Source organism: Chimaeribacter californicus, from assembly GCF_002858675.1.
Classification (GTDB): Bacteria; Pseudomonadota; Gammaproteobacteria; order Enterobacterales; family Enterobacteriaceae; genus Chimaeribacter; species Chimaeribacter californicus.
In genome coordinates this window covers 110,301-123,905 of record NZ_PJZF01000003.1, presented here as the reverse complement: position 1 = coordinate 123,905, position 13,605 = coordinate 110,301, and the positions used below count along the sequence as shown (strand labels likewise).

Sequence of the window (13,605 nt, the reverse complement as noted above, 5' to 3'; positions counted from 1 at the left end):
ATCGGACCCTAGCGTACAACGAGCACCATAGGCCTGCATATGAATGCGGGCCTTTTTTATGCGCCTCGCACGCGCAAACAATAACCCGAGCCTTTCAGAAAGCTGAGCCTGAGAACAACCGTTGGCATCATGGCGGCCTCTCGGGTGACGGCTGTTCTGTGCGACAGGCTCATCTTCCTAAAAGGAATCGACCATGAATAATCCGTCAGTTATTCCTGCCTTCAATTTCCATGACATGGTTATGCCATCGGGTGACCGAGTCGTAACAACCTCCCTTAAGGTTGCTGAGTACTTTGGAAAGGCACACAAAAACGTACTGAGAGCAATTAAGCGCCTTGAAGGTGAGTGCTCACCGGATTTTAGCCGGCTCAATTTTGAGCCCGTTGAATATCTCGACCGTAAAGGTGAAATGCGCCTGATGTATAGCATTACTAAAGACGGCTGGATGATGCTCGTGATGGGCTTTACTGGAAAGGCTGCTACTGCCATCAAAGAAAGCTATATCTCGGCGTTTAACTGGATGACAACCCGACTAATTCAGCGGCAGGCCATGGGCGAAGAGTTGCAGCATCGATTCGCTATTAAAGAAACCCGTTCAAAGCTGAAAGGAACCATTGGCAGTCGTCTGATGAATGAGCGTAAGAAAGAGAAGCGCGTGCTTGCAGTTGAGCATGACCACATCATGCAGATTGCACAGCCTGGCCTGCTGTTCAACGATGAACGGCCTGACTTGTAGCCATCACAAGGCGCATTTGCGAGTGCGCCTGATGATGATTTCCACATGTCATTTCTACCCATGACTCAATAGAAGTGATATAAAAATCGAAATGTTCTACAGGGAAGTTAACATGAGAAAAGCATATTGCGTCATTGCGGCCTTAACACTGTTCGGGTGTCAAACTCATACTACTCGAGGGCTTACACCAAGATCAGAGTTTCCAACCGCATCAGAAATCAAGAGCTACTGTGAATCACAAAATTCCACTGTCAGTGAAAAGCGTGAAATAATTGTTTGGTATTGCCAAGTTCATACTGCCATTCAATACCGTTTTTTTGACGCAAAAACTTACCATGGGAAGGTTTGCGACTTAGCCATCACGCAGCCACAGGGTAAGCCTCCTGTAAGTATAAAAGCGCAAGGTGGGGATCCAGAGCTTTGTGCTACTGCTATTGAAGCAATAAAACAAGCCGCCGAATCAGACACGTTTCCAATGCGCCCAGTAGGCCTAAAAGACGATATATTGGTACATTTCGCACCATAACGGCTGCGGAAGTTATGATTAACCGCCTTTGGAAAGTTTTTTATTGCCATCACAAAGCTCATCTGCGGGTGAGCTTGATAATGGTTAATTCCTGTTCACTAAAAGAAGCCTTAGCGATAATCTGTAGCCTCCATTTGTGAAAAGGAGGTTTTGATGTTAGAGAATTATTTTCTGAAAACCACCCCGAATGGGGTAACTCAGAAGGAATTTCAAAGATTGTTAGCGGTGCAGGCTGCTGTCGAAATAATAAAAGCTTCTGTTGGTTCAGGTTCGCTAGCCCATGATGCTGAGAGTGTTGAAAAGCATGTTTCCAAGATAGCTGACGCTATACAGGAAGCTCTAGCCAAATAATGAAACCGCCTCCGGGCGGTTTTTTATTGGAAAAAACATTAAAAGGCAGCTCCAGCACTAACTCGGAATTTTTTCATCATGCTCGTGGAAAGACTGTATGGATACGGGTTAACCCAAACACAGAGGCCCGTATCCTATTTTGAGGAGAAATGGATAAAACTATGAATCTTCATCAACCCACGCTGCAAATTTAGCATCCGCTTCTTGATAGGTAGAACACTTCAGGTCGGGGTCGATCGTAAGCGTCTTTTCTTCTTTGTCACGCCATTGATTGGCACTGTAATGCTTAATAACATCACCAACTTCCAAGCACACATCATCAGGCGAGCGTACAGCGGAAAACCACCCACCGCCGTCGCTTTCAAATAAGTACGCATTTAGATTCTTAACCTTAAATTGGTATTTTTTCCTTACTGTGTAATGCATTGAATCAACCATTTTACCCTCACTGGAATAAACATGGCACTCACCGACAAACAAGAAATGTTCTGTCGCGAGTACCTCATCGATTTGAACGCCACGCAAGCGGCCATTCGGGCGGGGTACAGCGAGAAGACAGCGAATCGCACCGCATCCGAGAACCTGTCAAAACCTGACATCCAAAACAGAATTGCCGATCTCAAATCACAACGCAATGAGCAAGTTAACATTGATGCAAGTTACGTACTGCGGCGCCTCGTAGAGATAGATCAAATGGACGTCCTGGACATTGTCCGGGATGACTTGTCGCTGAAACCAGTAACCGAATGGCCCTCATCCTGGCGCCGATACATCTCTGGGTTCGACCTTGCGGAGATGTTTGATTACACCGGCGAGGATGGTGGTAAAGAACTGGCTGGCATCCTGAAAAAGATTAAGTGGCCGGATAAGGTGAAGAACCTTGAACTGCTTGGTAAGCATGTATCTGTTATGGCTTTCAAAGAGCAGGCTACTCATGAACATACGGGTAAAAACGGCGGTCCAATTGAGACCGCGGTACTAAGCAAAGACGAATATAAGCAGGCTCGACGGGAGATGTTGGAGGATGACGACTGTTGAGCAGCGGAGTTATGCCCGCAAGATAGAGTGTGAAGAAGATGGCTTGTACTTCTCCCGTTATTTCTTCAAGCAGCGCACTGGCGGCAAGATGATTGTTGCCCCTCATCACAAGGTGATTCAACAGACCCTGGATAGAGTAATTGATGGTGAGATTAACCGCCTGATCATCAACGTTCCTCCAGGCTATACGAAGACCGAGCTGGCGACTATCAACATGATGGGACGCGGCCTTTCATTAAACAATCGCTCCCGCTTTATGCACTTGTCTTATTCACACAATCTGGCGCTATTGAATTCTTCAACTGCACGCAGCATGGTCAAATCGCAGGCCTATCAGGCTATGTGGCCCATGGTGTTACGAGATGATGCCGATAGTAAGGCTATGTGGTGGACAGAGCACGGCGGCGGTGTCTATGCATCTTCAGCTGCCGGCCAGGTTACCGGCTTTCGTGCCGGGCATATGGAGCCAGGCTGGCAGGGCGCCCTGATCATCGATGACCCGGTTAAGCCTGATGATGCCTACAGCGAAACGGTTCGTGATGGTGTGAATAACCGTTTTAACGAAACCATCAAATCACGTCTGGCGATAGAGACAACGCCAATGATTGTGATAATGCAGCGCATCCACTATCACGACTTGAGCGGCTATCTGCTGCGGGGTGGTAGCGGTGAGCATTGGCATCATCTCAATCTGCCGGTAATCATCGACAACTCACTCAGCTATACGGAGCAGTACCCAGAGAACACCCACGCAATACCGATTGAGCACAAGCTCCCTGATGGGTGGCTTTGGCCTTTCAAGCACAACGAGTCCCACCGCGTATCACTGTTTTCACATCGTCGCACTGCTGAAGCGCAGTACATGCAATGCCCACGCAGGTTTAATGCTGAGGGGGCTTTGTGGACTGAGGACATGATTGCCGCTGCGCACGCGCTCAACATCATCGAGACGCTTTCACGTACGGTAATAGCAATCGACCCGCAAGCCACCAACAGCGATGAAAGTGATGAAACAGGCATCGTTGCAGCCAGCGTTTATGGCACGGGTGACAGGAAGCAATATTCTGCAGACGGTGACTATAGCGGCAAGTATTCACCCAATGGCTGGGCAACCCGTGCTATGGATGCTTACAAGCAGCATGATGCAGACGCCATCGTGATTGAAACAAACCAAGGAGGCGACATGGCAGAAGAAACGCTGCGTAATGCCGGCTTCCGGGAGCGCATCATCCGCGTTCATGCCAGTAAGGGTAAGTTTGCACGCGCTGAACCTATATCAGCGCTCTATGCACAAGGCCGTGTTGCACACCGAGGCAACCTTTATCAGCTGGAAAATCAGCAGATGGAGTACGTACCAACCACAGCAAAGAAATCACCTGACCGCCTCGATGCGCTTGTTTGGGCGATGACAGAGCTCAGCGGCCAGACACCTGGCGCAATCTTCTTCTAAGGAGCACTCAGTGAGTGAATTAAGCAGCGGGGAGCAATTCCTCGTAAACGCCCTCGCTCATGAGATAGGGCGGCAGCGGATGCTGTATGCCGGTCAGCCCGGCAACACGAAGCGTACAAAGCTCTGGGATGAGTTCGGCTACCCGGACAACCTTGAGTTCGACCGTTACTACCGTGCCTATGAGCGTAATGCCGTGGCGTATGCCGCAGTACATAAGCTGCTGGATTCGTGCTGGGTAGACAAACCGACCATCGTTGATGGCGACGAAGAGAAAGAGTCTACACAGACTACGCCATGGGAAAAGGCCGTCACCAAGTTACTGAACAAGCACTGGGCCAAAATCAAGGATGCTGACCGCCGCAATCTGGTAGGCCGCTATTCAGCGCTGCTGATCCAGTTTCGTGATGGGCGGGAGTGGAGCCAGCCAGTAGATACAACCGTTGTCTCTCGCCTGAAAGAGAAGGCGATCGTCAAGCTTATCCCAGCATGGGAATCACAGATTAAGCCTGGCAACTTCGATACTGACACGCTCTCTGAAACGTATGGGCAGCCCGTTTCCTACAACTTCAATGAGCAGCCGGTTGGTGACGATGGCACATACGGCCCCGTTCGGGGTGTTACGGTCCATCCTGATCGCATCATCATCCTGTGTGAAGGTTCTGAAGATGAAAACATGCTGTCTGGCATCCCTTACCTCCGCGCTGGTTACAACAAGCTGCTCGACCTTGAGAAAGTGTCAGGCGGGAGCGCTGAAGGCTTCCTGAAGAACGCCAGTCGCCAGCTGGGTATTGCTTTCGACTCTACTACAGACATGAACACTATTGCTGCGCAGGCCAAAGCAGCGGGCTACGAAAACCTTGGCGAAGCCATGAATGACAAGATGGCCAGGCTCAACCAAGGTACGGATGCCGCACTGGTAACGCAGTCTGGCACTACATCGGTTCTTTCTGTCGCAGCTGCAGATCCCGCGCCAACCTGGACAGTCACAGCTAACGAGTTCGCGTCGTCAATTCAGTGTCCGTTCACCATCCTCTTCGGCCAGCAAACCGGGCGCCTTGCCTCTGATGAAGATAAATCAGACTGGGCTAAACGCTGCAATGGCCGCCGTTGGGGCTTTCAGACAGCCGTGATTCAAAGTGTGCTGGAGCGCTTCTGGACAATGGGTGTGATTGACGCGCCATCATCCGGTGAGGTGACACTGGCATGGTCTGACCTGCTCGCACCAAGCGAGAAAGAGAAGATCGGCAACATGCAGGCACTAGCAGACGTGGCGCAGAAAACTCAACTGGCATATGGCACACCGGCGATTACGCAAAACGAAGTGCGTGCAGCAGGTGAGCTTGAGCCTTTGCCAGAAGATGAGTTACCGCCTGAGCCACCTCCCGGAGACCCGCTAAGTGACGACCCAGAAGCTAATCCGGACACCGGTAATACCCCGCAATAAAGCAGACCCCACCCAGTCATCCAAGTCAGTCAACCGCATGTTCCGCGACATTGAGAGCCGCTATTACCAGATTAAGCTGGCACTACGGCAACTGCTTGATGCCCGGATGACAGGTCGAAAGCGAGAGGTTAACGGTCAGCAAAGTCATGCTGTGCACGGTAACGTGATTTACCAGGTGAACGCCGGCACATACATCTACAACATGTCAGCGGCCCAGCTGGCTGACTTGCTGGAGCGGGTGCAGGTCATCCTGGATGACCACTTACTTGATGGTGGCAGCCAGAACCTGTGGGCTTTGTCTTATGTCGCCGCTGAGTACGAACGAGGCACCAAGCAAGCATTCACAAATCTCTCTGTGCAGTCCTCGGTATATGGGCAGCAGACAACGCTGCAACAGCTGCTCAGCAGCCCGGCTTACCAGAACCAGATTGCTGCAGCTTATGTCTCTACCTATAGCGATTGGCGCGGCCTGAGTGATGCAGCCCGCGCTGACCTGGCTAATGTGATATCAGATTCAATCGGGCGTGGTGTTAACCCGCGAGAAACCGCGGGTATCATTAGTAAACGCCTTGATGTGTCTATGGACAGAGCCAAGAACATAGCTCAGACAGAGCAGGTCGGCGCACTGCGTAAAGCCCAATGGCTTGAGACTGATTGGGCCAGAGAAAGACTGGGTCTGAATACCAGGTTGCTCTGGATCTCTGCACTGAAGCCGACGACACGCAGATGGCATGCAGCCAGGCATGGCAACACGTACACCACTGAAGAGGTTGAGGCCTTCTATGCCGTCAATGGTAACCGCTATCGCTGCTATTGCAGTCAGATACCGGTGATTGTCGGCGATAATGGAAAGGTGGTTAACCCTGGCTTGGTTGAAAAGCTTGGGCAGGAACGTAGACAGTGGGCCAGCAGCATCGATTTCATGGACAAGCCTGTAATCGACATTGCTACTGTCCCGATTAAAGCAGGGAAAAGTGTAGCGGGTATCGAAGATTGGATGCGTGGGCGGGTTAGCGAGAATGTCGTATTCCCGGCTGGTACTGACATCCAGGCTGCAAAAACTGTGGCAAACACCATGAGTGAAGCCTTCACCCGTTTCAACCTTCCTCCGGTGAAAAAGGTGGGTGATTTGAATCTGGGTGGCCTGGGCGCTTTTGACAGCTCAACGAATAGCATCCATATCCCAGCTATCACCTTGAGTGAGCAGACATGGGATGCTATTAGCAAAGGTGCGCTGAAGGAAAATTACAAAGCTGCTGCATTAAGCAAAGTTGCAGATGCCGTAGATTCAGAAGCAATAACGCCTATGCTTTTAGCCATGGGTTCCCTGCCATATTCGACAGTGCAATCTATTCGCGGGACGGTGGCGCATGAAGTCGGGCATCATGTGTATTATCAAAAGCTCGATGTCCTAGAGGCTTTATCTATCGAGGCGCGTGCACGGGGATGGGATTTAGTGCTCAGCGATTATGCCGGGAAAAACCACCGGGAGTTATTCGCTGAGTCATTCTCTCTTTATGTGGCAGGTGCCAAACAAGACAGAGCCCGGATTTACCCACCGATTCTGAAATGGCTGGAAGAAAATGATGTGGCCGAACTTAAAAAAGGCAAATGAGCTTGCTGAGCAACGCCCTGTGCCAGATGACATTATCGAAAAGCTACAAGCGATAGCAGATAAGACATCTGATCCAGTTGAAAAGGCCCTGGTAGACAACGTTAAGCTTATGTACGTCATGTACCAAAAAAAGCACGGTAGCTTTGAAGGCTATTAGGTAGACACCCTCTAATACAGGTCGCTTCGGCGGCCTTTTTTATTGCCTGTAACCCACTATGAGGACACAGCATGAAGCGCAATCGCGTTAACGTGCTGTCCGTCGTCAACTCCGCTTCAAACATCACAACCGAGACCATCAACGGCAGACCACACATTGTGGTGCGCGGCGTCACGCCTATCGTTGACGACATCGTAATGAACGGCAAGTTGTACACGGCAGCAGAAATCGCCAAAGGGTATCGCTCCCTTGAGCGCACCCCAATGCCGCTTGGTCACCCGAAGGTAGATGGCAAACATGTCTCTGCCCGTGATGTGCAAGCGGTAAACGAATATCACATCGGAGCGTGGTTGCAGAACGTCGAGCACAAAGACGGCAAGGTAACTGGTGATATGTATGTCGATCGCCGCTATGCAGAAGCCACCGAGAAAGGCCCGCGGCTTGTTAACCGGCTGGATGAGATGGCAGCAGGCAACAACGTTGAGCCCATCCACATTTCAACTGGGCTTCTGTACTCGGGTATTGCCGCCAACGGTGAGTCCAAGGGCAAGAAGTATCGGGAAATCGTCACCAACATGATGTTTGACCACGTTGCCAATTTGCTGGATGAGCCCGGTGCCGGCACACCTGAAGAAGGTGTTGGCATCTTTGTTAACTCCGATGGCAGCGAGCAAGAACTGGAGGTCGTCAACCTGGCCGAGGCTAACACGCCTGATTTCGACCCACCGCAAGACCCCACATTTAAATCATTTTTTAACCAGCTCAAGGCGTTTTTCAGCGCCAACAGCAATTCCGTCAAAGAGGAAGCAAACCCGATGAAAGAACTCATCACCAATGCGCTGAAAGCGAAAGGCATCGACGTTGAAGGTAAGTCTGATGCAGAGCTGATGGACGCTTACAACCAGATGGCTGCAGACGATGCCAAAGCAAAGGCTGAGACTGACGAGAAGGCCAAAAAAGAGAAAGAAGAGGCCGATAAAAAGGCCGCAACTAACTCAGATGAAGCGCCGGCGTGGTTCAAACCATTTGCTGAAAAGCTGAGCACTATTGAAAGCGGCATGGCTGTTAACGCCGACAAAGAAAAGGGCGAAAAGCGTACAGCTGTAAAAGCCAAGTTCGGCTTGGATGATGTCGCAGTCAACGCCCTTGATGGTGCGGCGCTGGATGGCCTCTATGCGCAATGCCAGTCCTCTACCGGCCTGAATGGTGCATTCCGCCAGGTCAACTCAACTCAATCCCTTAGCGAAATGCCGGAGTAAAAAATGGCTAAAGATGGAAAGCATGTAATTCATGCGGGCGGCATCTTCCCGAACCCGCTTCTCAACCGTGAAGGTGCCGCGGCGGCAGTCACCCTGCCTGGCACCATCGGCTTTTTTGATGCGGGTAAGTTCACCGCATCTGTAGCAGGCGCTGAAAGCGCAATTCTGTACGTGGCGAACATGGATTACCTGCGCTGCATGGGTGTTGATGATGCTATTGCGGTCGGTGAACACGTTGTGGCGATCCAGCCGTTACCAGGGCTGTTTCTGAATGTGCGTGCCGCTGCCGGCACTTATACCAAAGGTCAGCCGGTTGCCGTGGCGAGTGGCCGTATCACTGCAGTAGCTGATGGTGCTGCTGTATTTGCTTATGTCGAGGAAGATCGGGCCACTACCGCGGCAGCCGGCGATCTGATTCGCGTTGTGTTCAAGTAAGGAGCACCTGAATGTTTGTATTTTCCCGTTCTGTCGGTGAGCGCACCGGCAACCTTGAAGTAAACCAGGCTCAGTTTGCTGAGCTGCAAATGGCGCGAAACGAAGGCGCCCAGGCTGCTGCTGATTTCCTCGGGCGTGTGCGTGGCATTCGTGAAGATGCAGGCCGTCTGGACGCTGTGAATGCCGTTGATGATATTCGCCGCCTGTACCGTGCCTTCGATACCACTGTGCTGGCGCAGTTTGAACCCAACACGCAGTTCACGCTGCTGAACGACCTGATGCCGCTTTCCCGCTCTGTGCGCATTGAGCAATCCCGCTACGACTATGCACGTACCGGTGGCCGTGGCTGGGCGCACACGTCCATGTCTGGTCAGATTGGCGCGGCGCTTGATGCCAAGTCCTACACCTTCGACGGCACCATGGTGCCGGTGCATGATTCCGGCTTCAAATTCACCTGGCGTGACCCGATCTTCAATAGCCCATCCGCCCTGCAGTCTCAGGCTGATGCGCAGCGTGGCTCGGTTGAAGACGTACAACGCCAGTACGTTGACTACATGTTCAACGGCTTCCGTGACTCTGAAGGTAATTACGTCCAGTTTGACGGTCTGACCTGGAAAGGCCTGAAGAACGATGAGCGTGTTGCCCAGGCAACCCTGACCTTTAACTTTGCGACCAGTACTGACCCGGTTGCGCTGCGTACCAACGCTATCGCTCTGCGCGATGTGGTGCGTGTCACTAACAGCCAGTACGCACCTCAGACGTGGTACGTCTCCGCGGAAATCATGTCGAACCTCGAACGTTACTTCGACGTGAACGCCACCCGCACCGTGCTGGAAGAGCTGTTGAAGCTCTCCGGTATTGCGGCGATCAAAGAAGATGCGCAACTGTCCGGCAATGAAATCCTGATTGTTCCGCTGACTGCAGGCGTTATCGCGCCAATTGTCGGCCAGGCAATCGGGACCGTTGCAGACCCGCGCCAGTACTACAACAGCGATTACGTATGGCGCACCTGGGGTGCGATGGGGTTGATGGTCAAGCAGGACATCAACAACAAGTTCTCTGTCATCCACGCCTCCTAAGGAGTAACCAATGGCACTTGTAAAAATTCTGTCCACGAACCTTTTTGCCGGTGCCGGCTTCCAGAAACTGGAGGCCGGTAAGGTTTATGACGTTGATAAGGCGATTGCTGAAAAGTGGATTGCCGATGGCAAAGCAGAGACTTCGAAAGAAAAGGGCGAAGCGTTGCAGTTCGAAGTCGCCACGCCGTCCGCTGCTGCTGATACTTCCGCGCTTCAGTCGCAACTGGATGAAGCACAGGCCGCGTTGAAGCAGCAGCAGGCCGATGCGGAGGCGAAAGAGAAAGCACACGCTGATGCACTGGCAGCTGAAACCAAGCGCGCAGACGATGCAGAAGCCGCTCTGGCAGAGGCCACCAAAAAAGGATAAGTAACTATGGCAGCCCAAATCACGCTGGAAGATGTTAAACCGCTGATGGCTGAACTGGGCTTCACGGTTCCTGATACTGTCCTTCAACTGCTGTTAGACCAGGTTAGTGCTGCGTCTGTCTGTATGGACGGGGCAGGCTACGCCGAGAGCCTGCAAAAGCTTTTACTCATCTATGCGGCCGCGCGATTGGCTGCCCTGTCCGGTGCCCGGAAAATTGCCTCTCAATCTGCACCATCCGGAGCATCACGCTCATTCACTTATGACAGCTCGGGAACAGATCATCTCTACAGGCAAATTCTTGCATGGGATACGAATGGCTGCCTCGGTGGGCTGCCAATATCAGGCGTTTCAGTTGGCTTCTTTGACGTGGTCAGGGGGTGCTGATGATTTGGATTATTGCCAGCCAGCAGCTACCCAAGCCTTTCGAACGTGTGTGGGTGAAAACGTCAGCCGGGGATGAAACGACCGGCTACGTAAACAGCAGCGGTGTGTGGGTGATTAACTGCCCACGCATTGCCGCTCAAAAGCCCGCTGTAACGAGCTGGAGAAAATGACATGTCTTCCTTAGCCAATTGGTCATACACAGCGCAGGCGACCATCTGGAAGCGAACAGGTGCCACTTATGATTATGGCGACCCGGTGTTTTCTGAGCCACTGGTCATTATGTGTGACTATGAGGGCGGATTGTCTAAACGCCTGGGCGATATTGGGGCTGAAAGGGTGGTGAAAAATACCTTCTGGACTGAATACGGTTCAGCAGAGCATGGGGATTACATCCTAATCGGGGCGTCTGACAATCCCAGCCCAATTAGTGCCGGCGCTGATGAAGTCATGCAGGTCATACGTTACGCAGACACTTTCGAACGAATGGCTGATGACTTTGCAATCATCACAGGAGGCTGATATGGGCGTGAAAGTAAGGGGGGTAAAGCAATCCCAGAGAAAGCTGAATACGATCATCAATGATATTCAGGGCAGAAAAGTTGTCAGGGCATTGCAGAGCGCCATGATCATTGGCGGTTCACAAGCCGCTCTTTATACGCCCATCGATACGTCGCTTCTGATTAACAGCCAGTTCCGGGAGATTGTTATCAACGGTGCCAGGATAACCGGCCGGGTAGGTTACACAGCAAGTTATGCCGCTTATGTCCATGACCCAAGCATTCCGCAAAACTTCCGCCGGGCTACCGCCCAAAAAGAGTTCTTAACAAAAGGCTTCGCAGATACACAACCCCTCATCGACAGAACCATCCAGAAGGAGATGTCATTGTGACGCCTCCAATGCATACCCGTGTGCGGGACTATTTCATTGACGCCGGGCTGACCTTTGGGTTTACCACGCAACTGCTGGTCTGGACTGATAGCGGCAATCTCTCTGAGAGCTTCATCGTGTTTCGGCCTAATGGCGGCTCAGCTGTGCGTAATGACCTCGGTTCCGAGTATTACGTCATGGTCGATGTGATTGGTGCAAAAGGCATGAATGGCCTTGCTGATGAGGCTGTACAGGGAATTATTGCGCATATCCAAAGCAACCCCATGTCAGACCCCTGCGTCGGCTACCTGGAGAACTTAGGTGGCATCCCCGCACCCATTCTTACAACCGAAGGCCGCTTGGTCTATCGGCTTCAGTTTGTTGCCACTTACGGCGACTAGTTAAACGTCAAAGAGGAATTTAAACATGGCTAATTGCCAGAACAGCAACGAACGCTTGTTCGGTGGCGCCGTTGTGCTCGAAGTGGCAGACGGGTGTTCAGATACGCTACCGCAAGAATCAGAGTGGAAAGCCCTGGCGGCCGGCACTTCCAAGGGCTGGGATTTTTCACCCAATACGGTAACCAGCGATGCTGATGACGGCGGCGGCTATGTCGAAAGCATCATCACTAACGCTGACTTCACCATCAGCTTTGAAGGTGAGGTCCGTAAAAACGACAAACTCGATCAGTACGGCATTGGCCGCTTCATTAAGTATTTCGCTACCGAACTCAAAGCACGGCGTCAGCCTGGCATCTGGGTGCGTATGGAGTACGGCCCGGTTACTTTCATTGGCTATATGGTCGTGACGGCGCTGAGCTCTGACGGCGGCACCAATGACATTGTCACGTTCTCCACTGAGTTCAAAGTAGGCGATGCCAGTACCATTGATGTACGCGATACTGATGAAACGGTAGCTGCTACAGGCGTTACTGTGACCCCAGCAACTACCTCTCTGGCTGTTGGCGCAACCCGGCAACTTACTGCTGCTGTAACACCATCCGATGCTACCGATAAGTCAGGCACCTGGAAGACCTCTGATGCTACTAAGGCCACAGTCAGCTCAACGGGTCTGGTAACCGGCGTCGCAGCCGGGACAGCGACGATCACCTTTACCTCTACTGATGGTGCTTTCACTGGCTCTACCGCTGCAACCATTACTGCCTCATAACCAATACAAAGGGTGGTTATGACTGCCCTTGATATTGATTACGGAGGATGAATGACACCACTCAAGGATATTGGCGAATGCCTGATTATCGATGGTCAGACGGATTACTTCTTTCGACCATCCTTCAGTGCAATGTCCGCCATTGGAGAACCAGGGGAGATAGTGCAAGCCTTCCATGACCTGCATAACGATGAAGTAACTCAGTTATTGAGACGAGGTTTGGAGGCTTATGGAAGCGCTCCCGGCTGGCTGCTCACATTTGCCAGCAAACCTCAGTTATCTAAACCGCCAGCCTATGCCGCAATGAACGTACTCCGCGCATGTTGTGAGCATGACATTACTCCACTGATTGGTGAACTGGTTCCTGGCCGGACAGGCAAATGGGCGTTTGTTTACCGGCCTGGACACATGCCTCTGCCCGAGATGGTGCTGATTGCGCAGTCGCTCATTACACATGGGGTTATCGGTAAGGCAAAGGTCAGGCGATTACAAAGGCATGAGGGCGGACAAGCAACGAGCGAGTTCAATGCTCTGGAGTATATCAGCGCTGCCCGCAACCACTTCGGCATGAGCCGCGCAGAGGCAGAGCAACTGACTATGACGGAGTTCCAGATGCTGCTGGCCGCCAAGTACCCTGACCAGAAGGGCTTTACGAAAGAAGAGTATGACGGAGTCACTGATGCATATCTTGCAAAAAAAGCGAGAAGGGTAGCTAAGGCGGGGTAA

The 13,605-nt window shown here is 51.9% G+C and carries 19 protein-coding genes and 1 pseudogene; 19 read left to right on the top strand and 1 reads right to left on the bottom strand.

Annotation, left to right across the window (positions count from 1 at the left end):
- The first annotated feature begins 193 nt into the window (after positions 1 to 193).
- From CYR55_RS05460 to CYR55_RS05450, 3 genes are all read left to right on the top strand, one after another.
- Positions 194 to 736: a Rha family transcriptional regulator gene (locus tag CYR55_RS05460; protein WP_101815141.1), complete on the top strand. Its 543-nt coding sequence runs from the start codon at positions 194 to 196 to the stop codon at positions 734 to 736.
- A gap of 112 nt (positions 737 to 848) precedes the next feature.
- Positions 849 to 1,262 carry a cell envelope integrity TolA C-terminal domain-containing protein gene (locus CYR55_RS05455; RefSeq protein ID WP_101815140.1) on the top strand — a complete coding sequence of 138 codons (414 nt, stop codon included), beginning with the start codon at positions 849 to 851 and terminating at the stop codon, positions 1,260 to 1,262.
- A 153-nt stretch (positions 1,263 to 1,415) separates the two neighbouring features.
- Positions 1,416 to 1,613: a hypothetical protein gene (locus CYR55_RS05450; protein WP_101815139.1), complete on the top strand. Its 198-nt coding sequence runs from the start codon at positions 1,416 to 1,418 to the stop codon at positions 1,611 to 1,613.
- A gap of 159 nt (positions 1,614 to 1,772) precedes the next feature.
- On the opposite strand, the gene CYR55_RS05445 is transcribed toward CYR55_RS05450, so the two are convergent.
- A complete protein-coding gene (locus tag CYR55_RS05445; RefSeq protein ID WP_101815138.1) occupies positions 1,773 to 2,051 on the bottom strand; it encodes a hypothetical protein in 279 nt (92 codons plus the stop codon).
- 21 nt (positions 2,052 to 2,072) lie between these two features.
- Between CYR55_RS05445 and CYR55_RS05440 the strand changes: the two genes are divergently transcribed.
- From CYR55_RS05440 to CYR55_RS05365, 16 genes and pseudogenes are all read left to right on the top strand, one after another.
- Positions 2,073 to 2,651 carry a terminase small subunit gene (locus CYR55_RS05440; protein WP_101815137.1) on the top strand — a complete coding sequence of 193 codons (579 nt, stop codon included), beginning with the start codon at positions 2,073 to 2,075 and terminating at the stop codon, positions 2,649 to 2,651.
- On the top strand, positions 2,638 to 4,101 hold the full coding sequence (locus tag CYR55_RS05435) for a phage terminase large subunit family protein (protein WP_101815136.1): 1,464 nt from the start codon (positions 2,638 to 2,640) through the stop codon (positions 4,099 to 4,101). Before CYR55_RS05440 ends, CYR55_RS05435 begins: the two co-directional genes overlap by 14 nt.
- Before the next feature lie 10 nt (positions 4,102 to 4,111).
- Positions 4,112 to 5,545, top strand: coding sequence for a DUF1073 domain-containing protein (locus CYR55_RS05430; protein WP_420912721.1), 1,434 nt, complete (start codon positions 4,112 to 4,114; stop codon positions 5,543 to 5,545).
- A 37-nt stretch (positions 5,546 to 5,582) separates the two neighbouring features.
- Positions 5,583 to 6,449, top strand: a pseudogene (locus CYR55_RS23940) (phage minor head protein); the annotation flags it as partial.
- Between the two features lie 679 nt (positions 6,450 to 7,128).
- On the top strand, positions 7,129 to 7,317 hold the full coding sequence (locus CYR55_RS05420) for a hypothetical protein (RefSeq protein ID WP_146000952.1): 189 nt from the start codon (positions 7,129 to 7,131) through the stop codon (positions 7,315 to 7,317).
- A 71-nt stretch (positions 7,318 to 7,388) separates the two neighbouring features.
- Complete coding sequence (locus CYR55_RS05415) at positions 7,389 to 8,576, top strand: DUF2213 domain-containing protein (protein WP_101815133.1); 1,188 nt, start codon at positions 7,389 to 7,391, stop codon at positions 8,574 to 8,576.
- Positions 8,577 to 8,579: 3 nt separating this feature from the next.
- Positions 8,580 to 9,011: a hypothetical protein gene (locus CYR55_RS05410; protein WP_101815132.1), complete on the top strand. Its 432-nt coding sequence runs from the start codon at positions 8,580 to 8,582 to the stop codon at positions 9,009 to 9,011.
- 11 nt (positions 9,012 to 9,022) lie between these two features.
- A complete protein-coding gene (locus tag CYR55_RS05405; RefSeq protein ID WP_101815131.1) occupies positions 9,023 to 10,090 on the top strand; it encodes a major capsid protein in 1,068 nt (355 codons plus the stop codon).
- 10 nt (positions 10,091 to 10,100) lie between these two features.
- On the top strand, positions 10,101 to 10,457 hold the full coding sequence (locus CYR55_RS05400) for a hypothetical protein (protein WP_101815130.1): 357 nt from the start codon (positions 10,101 to 10,103) through the stop codon (positions 10,455 to 10,457).
- A gap of 6 nt (positions 10,458 to 10,463) precedes the next feature.
- Complete coding sequence (locus CYR55_RS05395; RefSeq protein WP_101815129.1) at positions 10,464 to 10,841, top strand: DUF7370 family protein; 378 nt, start codon at positions 10,464 to 10,466, stop codon at positions 10,839 to 10,841.
- The gene (locus tag CYR55_RS05390) at positions 10,841 to 11,011 is read left to right on the top strand and encodes a 50S ribosomal protein L13 (protein WP_101815128.1); all 171 of its coding nucleotides are present in this window, start codon (positions 10,841 to 10,843) and stop codon (positions 11,009 to 11,011) included. The genes CYR55_RS05395 and CYR55_RS05390 overlap by 1 nt, the downstream gene beginning before the upstream one ends.
- A gap of 1 nt (position 11,012) precedes the next feature.
- Complete coding sequence (locus CYR55_RS05385) at positions 11,013 to 11,360, top strand: hypothetical protein (protein ID WP_101815127.1); 348 nt, start codon at positions 11,013 to 11,015, stop codon at positions 11,358 to 11,360.
- 1 nt (position 11,361) lies between these two features.
- Entirely contained in the window at positions 11,362 to 11,730 is a 369-nt protein-coding gene (locus CYR55_RS05380) for a hypothetical protein (protein ID WP_101815126.1), read from the top strand.
- Positions 11,727 to 12,110: a phage tail termination protein gene (locus tag CYR55_RS05375; protein ID WP_101815125.1), complete on the top strand. Its 384-nt coding sequence runs from the start codon at positions 11,727 to 11,729 to the stop codon at positions 12,108 to 12,110. Before CYR55_RS05380 ends, CYR55_RS05375 begins: the two co-directional genes overlap by 4 nt.
- Before the next feature lie 25 nt (positions 12,111 to 12,135).
- Positions 12,136 to 12,879 carry a phage tail tube protein gene (locus CYR55_RS05370; RefSeq protein WP_101815124.1) on the top strand — a complete coding sequence of 248 codons (744 nt, stop codon included), beginning with the start codon at positions 12,136 to 12,138 and terminating at the stop codon, positions 12,877 to 12,879.
- Positions 12,880 to 12,930: 51 nt separating this feature from the next.
- A complete protein-coding gene (locus CYR55_RS05365; protein ID WP_101815123.1) occupies positions 12,931 to 13,605 on the top strand; it encodes a DUF6246 family protein in 675 nt (224 codons plus the stop codon).

What these genes read in the sequence shown, in the direction of transcription:
- CYR55_RS05370 (WP_101815124.1), top strand. Translation starts at nt 12,136, where the DNA reads ATGGCTAATTGCCAGAACAGCAACGAACGCTTGTTCGGTGGCGCCGTT.
- CYR55_RS05455 (WP_101815140.1), top strand. Translation starts at nt 849, where the DNA reads ATGAGAAAAGCATATTGCGTCATTGCGGCCTTAACACTGTTCGGGTGT.
- CYR55_RS05395 (WP_101815129.1), top strand. Translation starts at nt 10,464, where the DNA reads ATGGCAGCCCAAATCACGCTGGAAGATGTTAAACCGCTGATGGCTGAA.
- CYR55_RS05460 (WP_101815141.1), top strand. Translation starts at nt 194, where the DNA reads ATGAATAATCCGTCAGTTATTCCTGCCTTCAATTTCCATGACATGGTT.
- CYR55_RS05415 (WP_101815133.1), top strand. Translation starts at nt 7,389, where the DNA reads ATGAAGCGCAATCGCGTTAACGTGCTGTCCGTCGTCAACTCCGCTTCA.
- CYR55_RS05450 (WP_101815139.1), top strand. Translation starts at nt 1,416, where the DNA reads ATGTTAGAGAATTATTTTCTGAAAACCACCCCGAATGGGGTAACTCAG.
- CYR55_RS05390 (WP_101815128.1), top strand. Translation starts at nt 10,841, where the DNA reads ATGATTTGGATTATTGCCAGCCAGCAGCTACCCAAGCCTTTCGAACGT.
- CYR55_RS05420 (WP_146000952.1), top strand. Translation starts at nt 7,129, where the DNA reads ATGATGTGGCCGAACTTAAAAAAGGCAAATGAGCTTGCTGAGCAACGC.
- CYR55_RS05435 (WP_101815136.1), top strand. Translation starts at nt 2,638, where the DNA reads ATGACGACTGTTGAGCAGCGGAGTTATGCCCGCAAGATAGAGTGTGAA.
- CYR55_RS05365 (WP_101815123.1), top strand. Translation starts at nt 12,931, where the DNA reads ATGACACCACTCAAGGATATTGGCGAATGCCTGATTATCGATGGTCAG.
- CYR55_RS05440 (WP_101815137.1), top strand. Translation starts at nt 2,073, where the DNA reads ATGGCACTCACCGACAAACAAGAAATGTTCTGTCGCGAGTACCTCATC.
- CYR55_RS05445 (WP_101815138.1), bottom strand. Translation starts at nt 2,051, where the DNA reads ATGGTTGATTCAATGCATTACACAGTAAGGAAAAAATACCAATTTAAG.
- CYR55_RS05410 (WP_101815132.1), top strand. Translation starts at nt 8,580, where the DNA reads ATGGCTAAAGATGGAAAGCATGTAATTCATGCGGGCGGCATCTTCCCG.
- CYR55_RS05400 (WP_101815130.1), top strand. Translation starts at nt 10,101, where the DNA reads ATGGCACTTGTAAAAATTCTGTCCACGAACCTTTTTGCCGGTGCCGGC.
- CYR55_RS05380 (WP_101815126.1), top strand. Translation starts at nt 11,362, where the DNA reads ATGGGCGTGAAAGTAAGGGGGGTAAAGCAATCCCAGAGAAAGCTGAAT.
- CYR55_RS05405 (WP_101815131.1), top strand. Translation starts at nt 9,023, where the DNA reads ATGTTTGTATTTTCCCGTTCTGTCGGTGAGCGCACCGGCAACCTTGAA.
- CYR55_RS05385 (WP_101815127.1), top strand. Translation starts at nt 11,013, where the DNA reads ATGTCTTCCTTAGCCAATTGGTCATACACAGCGCAGGCGACCATCTGG.